This window comes from Gordonia terrae (genome assembly GCF_001698225.1).
GTDB classification, from domain to species: Bacteria; Actinomycetota; Actinomycetes; order Mycobacteriales; family Mycobacteriaceae; genus Gordonia; species Gordonia terrae.
Map to the genome: position 1 here is coordinate 64,646 of NZ_CP016594.1, position 15,718 is coordinate 80,363.

The 15,718-nt window shown below is 65.8% G+C and carries 18 protein-coding genes and 1 other annotated feature; of the genes, 11 read left to right on the forward strand and 7 right to left on the reverse strand.

From position 1 onward, the window contains the following. The first annotated feature begins 62 nt into the window (after positions 1-62). The 5 genes from BCM27_RS00345 to BCM27_RS00360 all read left to right on the forward strand — a co-directional run bounded on the left by BCM27_RS00345 (position 63) and on the right by BCM27_RS00360 (position 4,919). Positions 63-1,226, forward strand: coding sequence for an acyl-CoA dehydrogenase family protein (locus BCM27_RS00345; RefSeq protein ID WP_004020855.1), 1,164 nt, complete (start codon positions 63-65; stop codon positions 1,224-1,226). Further along, positions 1,223-2,062 (forward strand): HpcH/HpaI aldolase/citrate lyase family protein, encoded by an 840-nt coding sequence (locus BCM27_RS00350; RefSeq protein ID WP_004020854.1) that lies wholly within the window; start codon positions 1,223-1,225, stop codon positions 2,060-2,062. The genes BCM27_RS00345 and BCM27_RS00350 overlap by 4 nt, the downstream gene beginning before the upstream one ends. Positions 2,063-2,105: 43 nt before the next feature. Then, on the forward strand, positions 2,106-2,237 hold the full coding sequence (locus BCM27_RS26165; protein ID WP_255220179.1) for a hypothetical protein: 132 nt from the start codon (positions 2,106-2,108) through the stop codon (positions 2,235-2,237). A gap of 157 nt (positions 2,238-2,394) precedes the next feature. Next, complete coding sequence (locus tag BCM27_RS00355) at positions 2,395-3,966, forward strand: hypothetical protein (RefSeq protein WP_033204246.1); 1,572 nt, start codon at positions 2,395-2,397, stop codon at positions 3,964-3,966. Next, the gene (locus BCM27_RS00360) at positions 3,963-4,919 is read left to right on the forward strand and encodes an alpha/beta hydrolase family protein (RefSeq protein WP_004020852.1); all 957 of its coding nucleotides are present in this window, start codon (positions 3,963-3,965) and stop codon (positions 4,917-4,919) included. The genes BCM27_RS00355 and BCM27_RS00360 overlap by 4 nt, the downstream gene beginning before the upstream one ends. A gap of 41 nt (positions 4,920-4,960) precedes the next feature. Here the strand turns inward: BCM27_RS00360 and BCM27_RS00365 are convergent, their stop codons facing one another. Together BCM27_RS00365 and BCM27_RS00370 are read right to left on the reverse strand one after the other, a co-directional pair. Beyond that, positions 4,961-6,004 (reverse strand): 2Fe-2S iron-sulfur cluster-binding protein, encoded by a 1,044-nt coding sequence (locus tag BCM27_RS00365; RefSeq protein ID WP_004020851.1) that lies wholly within the window; start codon positions 6,002-6,004, stop codon positions 4,961-4,963. 1 nt (position 6,005) lies between these two features. Next, the gene (locus BCM27_RS00370; protein WP_004020850.1) at positions 6,006-7,217 is read right to left on the reverse strand and encodes a cytochrome P450; all 1,212 of its coding nucleotides are present in this window, start codon (positions 7,215-7,217) and stop codon (positions 6,006-6,008) included. Between the two features lie 238 nt (positions 7,218-7,455). On the opposite strand from BCM27_RS00370, the gene BCM27_RS00375 reads away from it, so the two are divergent. From BCM27_RS00375 to BCM27_RS00385, 3 genes are all read left to right on the forward strand, one after another. Beyond that, the gene (locus BCM27_RS00375) at positions 7,456-8,388 is read left to right on the forward strand and encodes an AraC family transcriptional regulator (protein ID WP_004020849.1); all 933 of its coding nucleotides are present in this window, start codon (positions 7,456-7,458) and stop codon (positions 8,386-8,388) included. A gap of 119 nt (positions 8,389-8,507) precedes the next feature. After that, the gene (locus BCM27_RS00380) at positions 8,508-9,221 is read left to right on the forward strand and encodes a TNT domain-containing protein (protein ID WP_004020848.1); all 714 of its coding nucleotides are present in this window, start codon (positions 8,508-8,510) and stop codon (positions 9,219-9,221) included. After that, positions 9,218-9,667 (forward strand): Imm63 family immunity protein, encoded by a 450-nt coding sequence (locus tag BCM27_RS00385; protein ID WP_004020847.1) that lies wholly within the window; start codon positions 9,218-9,220, stop codon positions 9,665-9,667. Before BCM27_RS00380 ends, BCM27_RS00385 begins: the two co-directional genes overlap by 4 nt. Before the next feature lie 150 nt (positions 9,668-9,817). Here the strand turns inward: BCM27_RS00385 and BCM27_RS00390 are convergent, their stop codons facing one another. The 3 genes from BCM27_RS00390 to BCM27_RS00400 all read right to left on the reverse strand — a co-directional run bounded on the left by BCM27_RS00390 (position 9,818) and on the right by BCM27_RS00400 (position 12,021). Continuing rightward, positions 9,818-10,396, reverse strand: coding sequence for an RES domain-containing protein (locus BCM27_RS00390; protein WP_231896066.1), 579 nt, complete (start codon positions 10,394-10,396; stop codon positions 9,818-9,820). A gap of 171 nt (positions 10,397-10,567) precedes the next feature. Continuing rightward, on the reverse strand, positions 10,568-10,906 hold the full coding sequence (locus tag BCM27_RS00395; RefSeq protein ID WP_033204248.1) for a hypothetical protein: 339 nt from the start codon (positions 10,904-10,906) through the stop codon (positions 10,568-10,570). Positions 10,907-10,929: 23 nt separating this feature from the next. After that, positions 10,930-12,021 carry an IS630 family transposase gene (locus tag BCM27_RS00400; protein WP_068884350.1) on the reverse strand — a complete coding sequence of 364 codons (1,092 nt, stop codon included), beginning with the start codon at positions 12,019-12,021 and terminating at the stop codon, positions 10,930-10,932. Positions 12,022-12,156: 135 nt separating this feature from the next. Here BCM27_RS00400 and BCM27_RS00405 point away from each other — a divergent pair, with 135 nt between their 5' ends. Further along, positions 12,157-12,420, forward strand: coding sequence for a helicase associated domain-containing protein (locus tag BCM27_RS00405; RefSeq protein ID WP_004022477.1), 264 nt, complete (start codon positions 12,157-12,159; stop codon positions 12,418-12,420). Positions 12,421-12,553: 133 nt separating this feature from the next. On the opposite strand, the gene BCM27_RS00410 is transcribed toward BCM27_RS00405, so the two are convergent. Next, a protein-coding gene (locus BCM27_RS00410; protein WP_085949824.1) for an IS3 family transposase occupies positions 12,554-13,836 on the reverse strand; the annotation gives its coding sequence in 2 pieces (ribosomal slippage) (positions 12,554-13,548 and positions 13,548-13,836; 1,284 coding nt in all). After that, positions 13,430-13,558: a sequence feature (AL1L pseudoknot), on the reverse strand. (Overlaps the previous gene by 129 nt.) 138 nt (positions 13,837-13,974) lie before the next feature. Between BCM27_RS00410 and BCM27_RS26170 the strand changes: the two genes are divergently transcribed. After that, positions 13,975-14,106, forward strand: coding sequence for a hypothetical protein (locus BCM27_RS26170; RefSeq protein WP_257881396.1), 132 nt, complete (start codon positions 13,975-13,977; stop codon positions 14,104-14,106). Positions 14,107-14,241: 135 nt separating this feature from the next. On the opposite strand, the gene BCM27_RS00420 is transcribed toward BCM27_RS26170, so the two are convergent. Next, positions 14,242-14,718, reverse strand: coding sequence for a PaaI family thioesterase (locus BCM27_RS00420; protein ID WP_004023289.1), 477 nt, complete (start codon positions 14,716-14,718; stop codon positions 14,242-14,244). Between the two features lie 258 nt (positions 14,719-14,976). Between BCM27_RS00420 and BCM27_RS00425 the strand changes: the two genes are divergently transcribed. Then, positions 14,977-15,711, forward strand: coding sequence for an MlaE family ABC transporter permease (locus BCM27_RS00425; RefSeq protein ID WP_033206584.1), 735 nt, complete (start codon positions 14,977-14,979; stop codon positions 15,709-15,711). The last annotated feature ends 7 nt before the right edge of the window (positions 15,712-15,718 follow it).

A 15,718-nucleotide genomic window follows, 5' to 3' on the forward strand; every position in this document is an offset into this window, starting at 1 on the left:
CCATCTCGCCGTGGGTTTGCCGCCGCGAACCCGTCCGGTCACGCCTGAGAGCAAGGATCACAATGGATTTCAGCTTCAACTCCGAACAGCGCGACTTCCGCGCCGCCCTACGTCAGCTCGTCGACAAGGAGATCATCCCGGTCGCCAACGAGTGGGAGCGCACCGGCCGGTATCCCACCGAGATCGTCGACCGGCTGCGGGAGATGGGTCTGTTCGGGATCACCACGCCGGAGGAATTCGGCGGACTCGAACTCGACATGGTGTCCTTCACCCTCGTCTACGAGGAGCTCGCACGCGGTTGGATGGGCATCGCCGGAATCCTCGGCAGTCACAATCTGTCCTGCTGGATGATCGCGCGCCACGGCACCGACGAACAGAAGGCACAGTGGCTCCCGCGCCTGGCAAGTGGTGAGTGCCGCACCGGAATCGGCCTCACCGAGCCCGGGGCCGGAACTGATCTGCAGGGCATCAAGACGACCGCCACCAAGGACGGCGACGACTACGTCATCCGTGGCACCAAGACGTGGATCACCAACGCGCGTCACGCGAATGTGCTTCCGGTACTGGTGAAGACCGACCCGTCGGCCACTCCGGCACACAAGGGCATGAGCATCCTGCTGGTGGACACCACCACGCCCGGCTTCGAGGTCCAGCGGGACATGGGCAAGCTCGGCTACAAGGGCACCGAGTCGTGCGAGATCTTCCTCGATGAGGTGCGCGTCCCGCAGTCGACGCTGCTCGGCGGCGTCGAGGGCCGGGGCATGCAGCAGGCGCTGTCGGGCCTCGAGATCGGTCGGTTGAACATCGCCGGCCGTAGCGTCGGCATCGCGCAGGCGTCGTACGACGCCGCGCTCAACTACTCACGTGAGCGGACGGCATTCGGCAAGCCGATCTCGGACTTCCAGGCCATCCAGCTCAAGCTCGCCGACATCGCCACCCAGCTGCAGGCGGCGCGTCTGATGACGTACTGGGCAGCGGCCAAGGCGGATTCGGGTGCCCGCGTCGACGGCGAGGCCGGCATGGCGAAGTACTTCGCGTCGGAGACCGCGATCACCGCGAGCCTCGAGGCGATGCGCATCCACGGCGGATACGGCTACTCGACCGAGTTCAACGTCGAGCGCTACTACCGGGACGCGCCGCTGATGTCGATCGGTGAGGGCACCAACGACATCATGCGGACGGTCATCGCCAAGGCGCTCGTCAACGGCACCGTCACGGTCGGATGACGCCCGCGCTGATCTTCTTGTACGTCCCGGGAGACCGGCCCGAGCGCTTCGACAAGGCGGTCGGGTCGGGGACCGATGCCGTGGTCCTCGACCTGGAGGACGCGGTGCCGTTGTCGGGCAAGGACACCGCACGCATCGCCGTCGGCGCGTGGCTGGAGAACCGCGACCGGGACGGCGTCCCCGTCTGGGTGCGGGTCAACCCCGGAGCCGAACTCCTCGACGACCTCACCATGGCGGTGCGGGCCGGCGCCGACGGCGTCTGGCTGCCCAAGGTCGACGACGCGGCGACGCTCGAGCGGGTGGACACCATGCTGGCCGAGCTCGAGGCCGAGTGGGGACGACCCCGCACACCGGTGTCGCCGCTGATCGAGACCGGGGCCGGACTCTGCAACGCGGCGTCGATCGCCGCCGGACCGCGGGTCGAGTTCGTCCAGATCGGCGAAGTCGATCTCGCCGCCGACCTCGGGGTCACCTCGGTGGTCGGCAACGAACTGCTGTGGGGACGCTCGCAGGTGGTCGCCGCGTCGGCGGCCGCGCGGATCGGTCCACCGCTCGGCGCGGCGTCGCCGGTCATCGACGACCCGGACGGCTTCGCCGACGAGACCCGGCGGCTGACCGCCCTCGGGTTCCTCGGGCGCGCCTGCATCCACCCGCGACAGATCGCCCCTGCCCGAGCAGGGATGGCGCCGACCGACGCCGAGGTCGCCTCCGCCCGCGACGTCCTGACCGCCTTCGACGCCGCGGGAGGCGCCGCGGCCACGGACAGTGCGGGCCGTCTGATCGACGAGGCGGTCGCGCGGATCGCCCGGCGAACTCTCGCCCGGCAGTCGACGTAGGATCGACAGCGCCGGGGCGGGGCGACCCACGGTTTCCTGCTCGGTGCCGGACCCTACCCCTCACGCGAACATCGAAACGGAGACGAACATGGTGGACAACATCCTGTGGCAGGCGATCCAGGACAACGAGCTGGCACTCGCCGTGCTGCAGTACGTGTTCTCGGGCGTCAAGTAGGGGAATCCCGAAACAACCCGCAATCACGTTGCGGCAGTTCGGTCCGAATTGCGGGCCGATCTGCCGCAACAAACATTTTGGGACGTATTTCAGAAATCGATCCGGGGAATTCACCGGCTACTCGGGCCCTGTCTGAATTGTCCGCTAGTGTTTAGCGATGCTCACAGGCACGCGCGGTAATCGATGGCTGATGCGTCTCTCGGTGACAGCACTTGTGCTGGCGGTGGCCGCAGGTTTGTCGGTCGTCGCCTCCGGCCCGTCGCAGGCGTCGCCCGTGGTGAACCCCAACGCCGGAAAGCTCGTCGCGCAGGCTGACTTCCAGGTCAAGCGGGACGGTTTCTCCTTTGAGAACTGGGGACCGAACGACGCTCAGCACACTCGCGGACTGAGCATCGACGGCATGCGTGCGGTCTTCGGTGATGAGGTCTGCGCCCGAATCGTGTTCGGAGTCTGTTCGCCGACGACGGTTGCCGAGCTCGTCCAGCAGGAATTCAACGAGTCGATGGCGGGCGGGCATTGCTTCGGAATGGCCGCGCTCGCCGCACTGTATGCCACCAAACGTCTGAACCCGTTCCCGCTGGCGATGCCGTGGCAGTCCGTCTACAGCATCGGCCCGTCGGCGCCGCTGGACGAACTCATCGCGCGGATGTTCATCACCCAGGGCTTCCCGCCCACCGACCTCGTCGAGTCAGAGGTCACCGTCACAGAGGCGCTTTCCCGACTGCGCTCGGCGTGGGCGCGCAACGACAACTACGTCTTGGCGATCTACACCGATGAGGAGCAGAGCGCCGGGCACGCCATCAACCCGATTGCCATCCGCGATCTGGGCCAGGGCAAGCGCGGCATCGTCGTCTACGACAACAACTTCCCCGGCGTGGAGAAGATGATCGTCGCCGACCCGGCTGCCAACAGCTGGTACTACTCGACGGCCACCAACCCGTCCGAGCCGACACTGTTGTTCCAGGGGTCGCCGGCCAACAGGATGATGCTTGTTCCGCTGGCACCGATCCTGGCACGTCATCAGGATCCGGAGCTGCGTAACGACGAGACGGTCGTGATGGTGTCGGACAACAACGGCGGTGCGCGCGGTGTCGGCGACGTCGACTGGGACGTGCGGGTCACCGATCCCGCCGGTCGTGCGATCCCGGGTGTCGACAAGAAGATCCTGTTCAACAACGACAACTCCGCGACGTTCACGGTGCCCGCCAACCGCAAGTTCCGGATCGTCGTGGACGGGGTGGAAGCGGGTCGGACCGCGGACATCGACGCCACCGTGCTCAGCGCGGGCGGCGTGGTCGCGATGGGTGATCTCGAGGTGGCCGCGGGTGCGGTCGCGGTCATCGACGCCGATCCGGCCCGGCACGGGATGCGGGTGACCTCGTCGGCACCGTCGACCGCGGAGTTCGAAGTCGCGACCGAGAATTCGCTGCGATCACTGTCGACCGAGACCACGCAGTTGGCGATCGGCCCGGGCTCGGCGGTCTCGGTGGGGGCCACCTCTCCGTCGGGAGTGACCGTCCGATCCGAAGGACGGGCACAGCGGCTCCGACTGGAGGTCGAACGCAGCGACACCTTCACCGATCGCATCGCGGTCAGCCCGACGTCGATCTCGCTGCCCGCGGGCGCGACGGTCACGGTGCCGGTGAATCTGTGGCCCGGGTTCGGACCGCTGCCGGCGACCCTGCGTAGCGGCGCGTCGATCACGCCCGTACCCCTGAGCGTGCGGTGACGGCCTCGTCGCGTCGCGTCCGCGTCGCACTGGGGGTCGTCGTCGCCGGCGTGCTGGGACTGTCCGCGTGCTCCACGGGAACCACGCTGCCCCCGACCCCCAGCAGCAGTGTTACAGCCGCCCCGGTCGAGCACCTCGACGAGGTGACCGTCCACCGGTTCGACTACCCGACGCCGGACGATGGTGACTCCGAACAGAATTGGGCCGAACTGTACCTGCCCGCGGGTGAGCAACGGGTCGATACGATCCCGCTCGTGGTCCTCATCCACGGCGGTGCCTGGCAGAGCGCCCTCGGCGCCGACGTCTTCGAGCCGCTGGCACGAGACCTCGCTGACCGGGGCATGGCCGTGTACAACATCGAATACCGCCGCGTCGGATCGGGCGGTGGTTGGCCGACGACGTTCCGGGACGTCGCGAGCGCCCTGGACCACGTCGTCGTGGTGGACCGGCAGTTCCCGCAGATCGACACCGACGACGAGCTGGTCGTCGGGCACAGTGCCGGAGCGCAACTCGCGGTCTGGGGCGGCACCCGGCACAAACTCGACGACGACGAGGTCGGTGCGCGGCCGCTGTTCCGCCCGACGCGGGTCGTCTCGCTCGCCGGTCCACTCGACATGACCTATGCGGCCACGCATGGCGACGACCGGATCGTGACCGCCCTCGGCGGCACCCCGGCGCAGGTCCCGCAGCGGTACACGATGGTCGATCCGATCCAGAACATCGATCCCGACACCCCCGTGGTCGCCGTTCACGGGACCGCCGATCGGATGGTCGCGCCGGCCAATTCGCAACGCTACGTCGCCGCCGTCGTGCGCGACGGCGGCGACGCCGAGGCCGTTCTCATCCGTGGCGGCAACCACGGGTCGGTGGTCACCTCGACTGCGCCCGAGTACCCGCGGATCCTCGACATCATCTCCGGAGCGTCGGCGGCGGATGTGCAGGACGTTGCCTGAGCTGGCCGTCGGCACCGGAACAAAGGTGCCTCCGGGCCGGCTCAGAGGGTCACGAGACTCGCTGCGGGCGTGTACTTCTCCCGCTTGATCCGCCGGGGCGGCATGCGTCGTCGCTTGAGGGCCCGGACCCCCGCCTCGACCATCGCGGGCGGGCCGCAGAGGTATGCCGAGTGATTGCGGCAGGAGTCGAAGTCGGCCATCATCGCGTCACCGACGTAACCGGTCCGGCCGCTCCACTCTTCGCGGCTGAGGCAGGGCGTGTACCGGACATTCGGGTGCCCGGTCTCGAGTGCGCGCCAGAAGTCGACGTCGTACAGCTCGGCCTCGGTGCGGACGCCGTGGTAGACGTGGATCTCGCGATCGGGGTCGGCGTCGAGTGCTGCTCTCGCGATCGACTTCAGCGGCGCGAGACCGGTTCCCCCGGCGAGCAGTATGAGCCCGACGTCGGGTTCGCCCGGCTGATGGCAGAAGTCGCCCCACGGTCCCGTCATGGACACCGCCGCCCCGACCGTGAGGGAATCGAAGATCCACCGATCGGTGGCGAGACCGTCTGGCTGCCTTCGGACGTGGAACTCGAGAGTGGCGGATTCGCTGGGCGGGTTGGCCATCGAGTACGGCCGGGTCTGGCCGGTGCCCGGGATCGACAACTCGACGTATTGGCCGGCCGTGAACTCGAACGGTTCGTCGAGTGACACCGTGATGGACACGGTGTCATCGGCCACCGCGGTGATCGAACCGACCGTTCCGGCGACATCGCGCAACAGGTGATGGCGCTCGCCGCACTCGGCGGCGGGCGGTTCGACGGCGATGTCGGTGATGGGTGTCGACTGACACGACAGCACGTATCCCTGCTGCTGCTCGGCGTCGGACAGGACACTGTCGGGGGTTGGCGGGGCGGTCACCATGCCGTCGATCACCCGCACCTTGCAGGTGCCGCAGGTGCCCTGGTTGCAGGAGTTGGGAATCCACACCCCCTGGCGCAACAGGGCATCGAGAACTCGCTGTCCGTCACCGCAGGTCACCGAGGTGTTGCCGGCGTCGATTCGGAAGGTCGTCGGGCCGGGCCGGGTCGTCGGGTCGGACACGTCACACCTCCCACACCGTGTGCAGTGACGTCGGACCGCGGAAACCCCAACCCCAGAACTCGACGTCGCTGCTGTTGTCGCGCTCGAGGTTCGGGATGGACTCGAACAGCTCTTCGAGTCCGATCCGGCACACGTGATTGGCGAAGTAGATTCCTGCGCAGGCGTGGTTGCCGGCTCCGAATGCGAGATGCGGCAACGGCGGTCGGGTGATGTCGTAGTCCGACGGTGCCTCGTAGACGGAGTGGTCGTGATTGGCCGAACCGTACGACATCAGGACCACTGAGCCCTCCGGTAGGTCGACGCCTGCGACCTCGACGTCCTTCGTACTGATCCGGGCCGTGGCCGACCAGATCGGTGACGTCCACCGCATGCCCTCCGAGATCGCGCGCGGGATCAGGTTCGGCTCGTCGACGACCTGCTCGAATTGGTCCGGCCGGCTGAAGAGGCCGACCAGTGTGGAGGCCATGGCGTGGCCGGGCTCCTGCATCGCTCCGAGGAGGTACACGTACAGCGTCGGGTAGATGTAGTCGCGGTCGCGCGTCTGTCCCTCGGGCATACCGTCGTGCAACCAGTGGGAGATCGCGCTGTCGTCGGGATTCTCGATCCAGTTGTCGATCAGCGGATTGACGATCGACTGGATCTCCAGCTTCGCGGCGTCGGCCTCGGCGAAGCCGTCCGGGTTGGTGAACTCGCCGTTCTCGTCGACTCCCGCGTTGGTGAACGACGCCGACAGTTTGTGGAACCATTCGCGCAACTTGTCCGAACTCACCGACTGAAGGCCGAGAAGGTCGCCGAGCGCGCGCACGCTGACGGGTTCGCAGTACTGGGCGACGAGTTCGGCGCGCCCCACGTCCTCGAAGTCGCTCAGGTACCGGCGGGCGATCGGCCGGACGAGGTCGTCGATCCACCGGTCGACCTCCTGGGGTTGCAGGGCTGGATCGACCATCGACCGTAGGTCGTCGTGGATCGCACCGTTCACCCCGATCACTGCCGGGTGTCCGAAGGTACGGCCGCCGGCCTTGGTGATCACCGCCTCGAAGTCGGGGCTGGTGGCGATCGACCGGCAGATGTCCGCGGTCGTCGCGACGTACGACCCGAGAACCGGGACATAGGCGAGCGGCGCCTCGGCGCGAAGCCGTTCGTAGACGGGGTAGGGGTTGCGTTCGAGTTCGGTCATCGTGATGTCGTCGATCCACGACATGGTGCTGGTCATGGGTTCCTCCGCTGTGTTCGTCTCGAGAGCCGGGGGCGGCGGCCGGCAGGTTGTCGGCGACCCGGTGCGAGGTGACATTAGGGACCGCCGACCGGGCGGTCGATACGCTTCGCGCGTCGGCGGCACCGATCGCGCGGCGATGTGATCGCAGTCTCCGAACCGGGTGGCGAGTGTCGTGTGTCACCGGGTTGAATCGAGATGCACGACCCTGCGCGACCGGAGTACGAGGAAGAAGTCCATGCGGAGCACGACATCGACCAGCGACTGGGAGACGGCGCATCGTGCCGTCGAAGAGGTGTACTTCCCGCATGAGCTGACCGCGCTGTCGTCGCCGGATCAGCTGAATCTGAACCTGCAGACCGTCGAGCTGGGACCGGTCACGATCGGCAGGCTCAACTGGGGGACCGATGTCTCCATCTCCTGCGACTACCCGGGTGCCTACGAGATCAACATCCCGGTCCGCGGTGTCCTGGACTCGCGCGCCGGGTCGGTGGAGACGACGTCGGAGGAAGGCAAGGCCACGGTCTTCACCGCGGATCGCCCGTCGACGATCACCCGGTGGTCGGCGGACTGTGTCGTGGTCGGGGTGAAGTTCGACGCCGAGTACCTCGAACGTGAGGCCGACCGGGTCCGGGCGTCGGCGCTGCGTTCACAGTTGCGGCTGCCCGATCAGCTGGATCTCGCCGGACCCGACCAGCAGGCGTGGTTCGGGCTCGTGCGCGCGTTGTCGGCCCAGGTGCGCGAACCCGCCGACCTCCTGTCGAACCCACTGGTCGGACCGCAGCTGGCGAGCGCGATCAGCAGCGCGTTCCTCCTCGCTGTCTCTCCGGAAGAGGCGGGGACCGGTCTGCGCCCGCGGATGGTCAAGCGTGTGCTCGACGCATTGCATGACGATCCGGGACGCGACTGGCGTCTGGCGGACATGGCCGAACTGGGCGGCTCGAGCCTCCGGCGGCTGCAGGAGGGCTTCGCCGAACACGTCGGTGCGAGTCCGACCCAGACGCTACGGGACATCCGACTCGACCGGGCTCACCACGACCTCACCGAAGCGGACAACACCGACACGGTGGCCGAAGTTGCTGCGCGATGGGGCTTTTCGAGCCCCAGTCGGCTGGCGGCCGCGTACAAGAAGCGCTACGGCATCCCGCCGTCGGAACACCGTCGGCGGTAGGCATTCCGGGGGTACCGCTCGAATCTGTGCCGGAACTTCGCAGTTCAGACCACGCGGCGACGCCGATCGGTTAGTTTCCGCACTGCGTGATTCCGACGGACCCATCGAAAGGCGCGGCCATGAAACGTCGCCATGCTCTGCTTGCCACCCTCATCAGTGTCACGCTGGCACTCTCCGGGGGAGGGGTGGCGGCCGCCGCGCCGAACCCTTTGGGCGCATTGGATTTCGGATCGCTGGGCGGGCCGGAGGCGGGTGGATGTTCCGCACAGCTGTTGTACAACGACGAACTGTTCGGTCCGAAGATTCTGGCGACCGATGCCCCGGTGGGTCCGCAGTTGAGGGGTTACGACCGGCTCGCGGGTCTGAGTCCGAGCGAGTTCCTGCAGACGTATCGGAAAGGGGACAAGTGGGACTATCCGGACCACGACGGATACACGCTGAACCCCGACGGGTCCGCCAAGAAGTCGCTGACCACCCTCAACCCGAACAAGCGGATAGATCGCTATGGTCCCGCCAATGGTCGCTTCCTGGCCCCCGCGGGCACGCACTACAAGAGGCGGGCGCTTCCGCCGGAGAACCTCGTCGACAAAGACAACCCTCAGTTCTGCAACTACCACGTGTACGTGGTCATGCGCTCGGTGAAGGTGTGGACCGGACGTATCGCCAAGGGCTTCGGTCAGCCGGGCGGCGGCATTCAATATCAGATCGACCAGCAGCTCCTCGATCCCGGGTTGATCGAGGACCATCGCGGATGTTTCAACGAGACAGGCGGTTTCGTCAACACCCAGTGGTTGCTGTGTTCGGGTGTGCTCGAGAGCGTCTTCCCCGGATGACGTCGGGCGCCGACGACCAGCTCGACCCCGAGATGCGCAGCCGGATAGCCGATCTCGCGGCGACGATGTCGGCGGAGCCGTCCGATGTGCCTCGCCTGGGTCACATCCTCGACGACGCGACGCCCTCGTGCGTGCGCGACTCGGACGGTGTGTGGCACTTGATCATTCGCGAACGCGGCACGGTGATGTTCGACCGGCAGTCCAGCGATCCAGAGGAGTTCCTGAGCTGGGTTGCGGTGGCGATCGCCGAAGCGGCGTCGTATCGGCTGCACTCGCCCGGCGCGCCCGACTATCTGCGCCGGATCTGGGCGGAGCAGTATCGGATGCTGACCGCGGCCGACCCGGGGTGGGCCCGTACGTGGCTGGAGCGGACCCGGAAGAGGTTGGTCGACCAGGGAGCCGACGATCGTGAACTGGCGCAACTGCCGGGCGGGCACCACGGCTGAGACGAGGCCGGGAATCGGCGTCCACCGGTGTGGGCGGCGTAGCGGTGCAGGTTCGCTATCCCGGTCTCGAAGAGACGATCGTAGTCACCACGGCTGGTCGAGCCAGACTCATACTCGTTCGACATTGCGGCACGGCCTTTTCAGTCCGGTCTACGCGGGGGTCCACTCGAGTCCGAGGAGCGTCAGGGCGCGGGCCAATTGTGGATCCGCGGCGTCGATGGGGCAGTGATCGACAACGTCGATGTGGGGGCTGATGTCGGGGTCGGCGGCGCGTTCATAGAGCGCCCACATGCGCAGCTGGTCGCCGTGTCGGGAGTCGAACTCGATCCCGTCGACCGCTGCATGGCCGTGGTCGGTGAGGGCGTAAATCCAGCGGGAGATGGCCTGGGTGAGCCCGCGGGGCCGGCCGTCCCGCAACGCGGCGGTGTCGAGGTCATCGAGCCCGTAGCGGATCGCGAGCGGCCGAAACACCGTCCGGAGGGTGGCGAGGCTGTCCGGGTCGGCGGGCACCGCGAACCGTCCGGTCAGGGTGCCGTGACCGATCATCCGTAGATCGCACCACGATCGCGGAACGTGGCCGGGCGGCAGCGCGGGGTAGTCCTGCTCGTCTTCCTCGTCGACGACGATGTCGTCGAGCTCGGCGATCAGTTGTGGGCTGGGTCGGGCGAAGGCGAGGACTTCGAGGTAGCAGGCCAGGGGAGTGTCGGCGCAGTACAAGGTGCGCCACACCCCCGTCGGGGTCGTCCCAGCGGCCGGCGAAGCGGTCGTCGGTGGCGTACTCCCATGGTGTCCACTCCCACGGGCTGGGCGCGTATCCGACTCGATATATGGGCGTGGCAGTCCGGATGCTGGTGGTGATCGGGCCGTGCGGGGTGCTGATCGTCGAAGGCTGTGGTTGGTTCATCCCACCGCGGCGAATTGGCGGGCGGCGGCGAGTACTTGCGGTCCGACGTCGGCGAGCTCGCCGTCGCGCAACAGCAATGCCGGCGCCCGGTCGTCGAGGACCGGGTTGAGGCCCTGGAACCAGGCTTGTGCGACGGCGGGGGTGTCGCGTTCGGTGATCAGGCGGGCGGCGCGGTAGGCGATCCGGAGCCGTTCGACGTCCTCGGGGTTGGCGATGGTGCGGGTGCCGTCAGCCCATTGCCGCACCGCCCGGGTCTCGCTCACCCGACCCAGGTAGGCGACCAGCCGCGCGCCGAGCAGATCTCGCAACGCAGCCACCAGTTCGGGCTGCGACATACGAGCCGCCTCGGCGTAGGCAGCTAGTGTTCTGAGTCATTAATTCGTGTGCAGTAGTGGGCGATGGAGTCGAGGATCTGGTCAGCGGTCTTGACCCACACGTAGGGGCGGGGGTTGTCGTTCCAGGTCTCGATCCATGCTCTGATGTCGGCGTTGAGCGCTCTCACGGTGCGGTGGGGGGAGCGTTGGAGCTTCTTGGTGGTCAGTTCGGCGAACCAGCGTTCGACGAGGTTCATCCAGGATGAGCTCGTCGGGGTGAAGTGGACAACGAATCGTGGGTGCGAGGTCAGCCATCGTTTGACCGCGGGCGTCTTGTGGGTAGAGGCGTTGTCCATGACCAGGTGGACGTCGAGCTCGTCGGGCACCTCGGCGTCGATCTTGCGGAGAAACCCGATGAATTCTGTTGCCCGATGCCGTGAGTGAAGCGAACCGATCACTTTTCCCGACGCGATGTCCAACGCCGCGTACAGACTGGAGGTGCCGTTGCGCACATAGTCGTGGCTGGCCCGTTGCGGGGTGCCCGGGAGCATGGGAAAGATCGGCTGGGTGCGATCGAGAGCTTGGATCTGGGTCTTCTCGTCAACGCAAAGCACCAGGGCACGTTCGGGTGGGTTCATATAGAGCCCGACGACATCGCGGACCTTCTCGGTGAACAAGGGATCTCTCGACAGCTTCCACGAATCCTGTTTGTGCGGAGCCAATCCGAACGCCCGCCACACACGCGACACGGTTGACTGTGACATGTCGAGATGCTCGGCCATCGCCCGCGTCGACCAGTGTGTCGCATTCTTCGGAGTGGTCTCGAGAGTCGCGGTGATCAAGTTTTTGATCTGCTCGTCGTCGACGGTGCGAGGTCGCCCAGGCCGGGGTTCGTCGAGCAACCCCTCGCAGCGGTGCTCGACGAACCGGCCTCGCCAGCGCCGCACGGTACTGCGATTGAGGCCGAGTCGTTGTGCCACTTCAGTATTCGAACCGCCATCAGCGGCGGCGAGAACGATTCGTGAGCGCATCGCCAAACCCGAGGCCGTCGTTCGCCGACGCGCCCACCCTTCGAGCTCACGGCGCTCGTCATCAGTCAGAACAATATCCACTGCTCGCGGACCCCGGGTTGCCATTCCCTAGCCTAACAACCGAACGGAAATTAATGACTCAGGACACTAGGTGGGGTTCGCCGCGCTACATTCCAGTGATGACCGCACTTGAGCGCGGTCTTCCCGTTACGGCAACGTCGAACACACTCGTGAGCTGTCGTGGCTGAATCTATTGGCGATGGGCGGTTCGAGGCCGGGCTCGAGCACCTGCACCGCTACGTCGCGGTGTACGGCACCAGCAACGCCCGCCGGCGCGATGTCATTGACGGATTCGCGATCGGCACCTGGGTGCAGAGCCGCAGCGCTGACTACCGCAAGGGCCGGTTGTCGGCCGAGCGGATCGAACGGCTCGAGACCGAGTTCCCGGACTGGCGGTGGACCATCCGGACTAATCAGGGATGCGTCAATGCATCGCGACCGTAAGATGGCGAGCAGCCACCGCTCACGGAAGCGGAGCTTGAGAAACTGTTCCTCGCACTGGCCTAAACAGTCGGCCAACCTAGTACTACCGCGAGTCGTAGCGACTTGAATCGCCCCGGGTTTGCTGGAGGCTCGGTTAGTTGGTTCCAGCGTTTGCGGGGACCGGGTTCTCACGGTAGCTGGTGACGGTTTGGGTCGACCAGTAGGCGCTCTCGTACTCGACGGGTGGGACGTGTCCGATCTCGCCGTGCAGGCGGCGGTGGTTGAACCATTCGACGTACTCAGCGACGGCGATCTCGACCTCGCCCACACCTGCCCAGCCGCCTCGCGGGCGCATCACGGGGTTACGGATGCATTCGGCTTTGAACAGCGAGTTGAACGCCTCAGCCATCGCGTTGTCGTATGAATCCCCTTTGGAGCCAACAGATGTCACCGCTTCGGCTTCGGCCAGTCGTTCGGTGTAGCGGATGGCTCGGTATTGCACTCCGCGGTCGGAGTGGTGGATCAGCCCGGCCACGTCGTGGCCGGCACGCGACCGTGCCCACAATCCCATGTTCAGGGCGTCGAGGGCGAGGTCGGTGTGCATGGTGGTCGAGACCTGCCAGCCGACGACCATCCGCGAGAACACGTCCAGGACGAACGCCGCGTACACCCAGCCCGAGTGGGTGCGGATGTAGGTCAGGTCCGCCACCCACAACGCGTTCGGTGCCGCCGCGGTGAACTGACGGTTGACCCGGTCAGCCGGCCGGGGTGTTTCAGCTCCCTCGCTGCGCGTGGTCTTGCGTGTCTTGAGTCTCGCTATCCCTTGCAGCCCATCGGCTTTCATCAATCGCTCGACGGTGCAGCGGGCAGCACTATGGCCCTGTCTGCGCAATTGGGCATGCACCTTGCGGGCACCGTAGACGCCGAGGTTGTCGGCATGCACCGCGCGGACCTGGGTAAGGAGCTCCCGGTCACGCACCACACGAGGCGCCTCGGTCTTCTGGGGGCTCAGGTGGGCTCGTACCGTGGACGGAGCGATCTGGGCGGACGTATCGCGCAATGCCGCACAGATCGGATCGACTCCGTGTTCATCGCGGTGAGCCGCGACGAACTCCACGATCAGCGCTGTGGGCGGTCGATCTCCGCCGCAAAGAAAGCCGAAGCCTGCTTCAAGATCGTGTTCGCTCGCCGCAGTTCACGGTTCTCCCGCTCCAACGCCGCGATGCGGTCAGCGTCCTCACTCGTGGTGCCCGGGCGGACCCCGCCGTCGATCTCGGCCTGACGAACCCAATTGCGCAACGCCTCGGGATGGACTCCGAGCTGATCGGCGATCCGCTTGATCGCACCTCTCGACGAATCGGGATCTCGTCGCGCTTCACATGCCATCCGGGTGGCCCGGTCCTTGAGTTCCTCACTGTACTTGCGTGGTGCTGCCATGCTCTCCATCCTTCACAGGTTCGAGAGCCTCCGACAGACCCGGGGCGGTTCAACTGTAGCCAGGACGGAAGGAAGAGAGCTGCACATTCGAGGGAGCTCGCCGCCCTCCCCTCCAATCCTGTGAGAACAGTGCTGCCGGTGACCGTTATGGTTCAGCCGCTGTGTACGAGCCTGATGCTGCAGCGCCGCGACTGGTGGGCGGGCAATCCGCTCGGCCTGACCCTCGCGGTCAAGCCGGTCCTTGCGGTGTTGTTTTCCTGTCGCTACTGAACCGGCAGTGGAAGGCCGAGCGTTTGCAGTTCCAGCCCTGTTGACCGTCGCAGCCTGACCGCTGGCGGTGGATCGCCGAACGTGGTCGCGTACCTCGCAGAGTTGGCGGCGCGCAGAACGGAGACGCGTGCGGCGTCAGTCTGACCGCGTGAAGTTGGCGAAGAAGTCATCGATTGTTGATACGTCGGCATAACGTCGAAAGTGAGCAACGTCGACCTTGACGAAAACACCGCTAGAGGTGAAGTACGTTTGCTCATCGAACGATCCGGCGGCCGCGATGTGCAGTAGGCGATCCGACTCGTGGTCAATCCAGGCAGTGAGACGTATGGGAGTGTGCAGCGGGACCGGCCGGCGGTATTCGACGGTCAGGGTGCGGGTCACCGCGGGGGTCCGCGCGATCCACAGGGTGAAACCCATGATGTCGTCGCAGGCGGCCGAGATCGCGCCACCGTGCGCCAACCCGGGCGCGCCGAGGTGTTTCTCGTCGAAGGTGTGATCGGCGTACACCCGCTCGCCGCTCCGGTAGACCTCAAGTTGAAGTCCGTGGGGGTTGCTGCTTCCGCAGCCCATGCACTGGGACGAGTGTGCCGGCAGTCTTGCTTCGGGGGTCATCTCTGATCGTTGTCCTTAACTCAGCCCGCCACCTACGCAACAGGGTGCGGGGGGATCGATGAGGTGTGGGAACCGGTCCCGAACACGGTCTGTGCTCACCACTATAGGTAATACTGCCAGTACCTGATACTGTCCATTACGCACACGCGAATGGAGTGGCGCACACCACGCGCACTAGGGGGGGAGATGGCCATCACCACCGGCACAGGCGTCAACCGTCTGCTAGACGGCGCTGCCACTTTTGGTAACACCGTCGGCTTGGCTGGTCAGGCCCTGCGGTGGGTAGCAGTAGACATTGCTACAGGACGATTTCCGTTTCGCGAAGCCGTATCGCAGACCTGGTTCGTCATCGTCGTGACAACTCTGCCGGCGATTCTCGTAGCTGTGCCATTCGGTGTCATCGTGTCAGTACAGGTGGGTAGCCTCACTCAGCAAGTTGGGGCCACGTCAATAGCTGGCGCCGCTGGTGGCCTCGGGATTATTCAACAGGGAGCGCCCATCGTTACCGCCCTCCTACTCGGGGGCGCGGCCGGATCAGCGATTGCCTCTGATTTGGGTGCTCGAACGATTCGCGAAGAAATTGCTGCCATGGAGACACTCGGACTCAATCCGATCAGGCGAGTCGTAGCGCCCCGGTTCGTATCTGTGTTGATCACCGCGCCGCTGCTCTGCATGCTAATCGTCTTCACCGGGCTGCTGGCGGGCTACGCCATCAGCGTCGACGTCCAAGGCATCACACCAGGCAGCTACGTCGCCTCGTTCGCTTCGTTCGCATCGATAACAGACATCGTTGTCGCTCTATGCAAATCGCTTGTGTTCGGACTTGTAGTGGTGACGATTGCTTGTCACCGCGGCCTGTCGACGAAAGGCGGCCCTAAAGGCGTCGCAACCTCAGTAAATGCCACCGTAGTACTGGGCGTCGTCGCATGCTTCGTGATCAATGTCTTTATCACGCAATTAACAACCATGTTCGTCCCCCAAACTATTGGATGAGAAACGC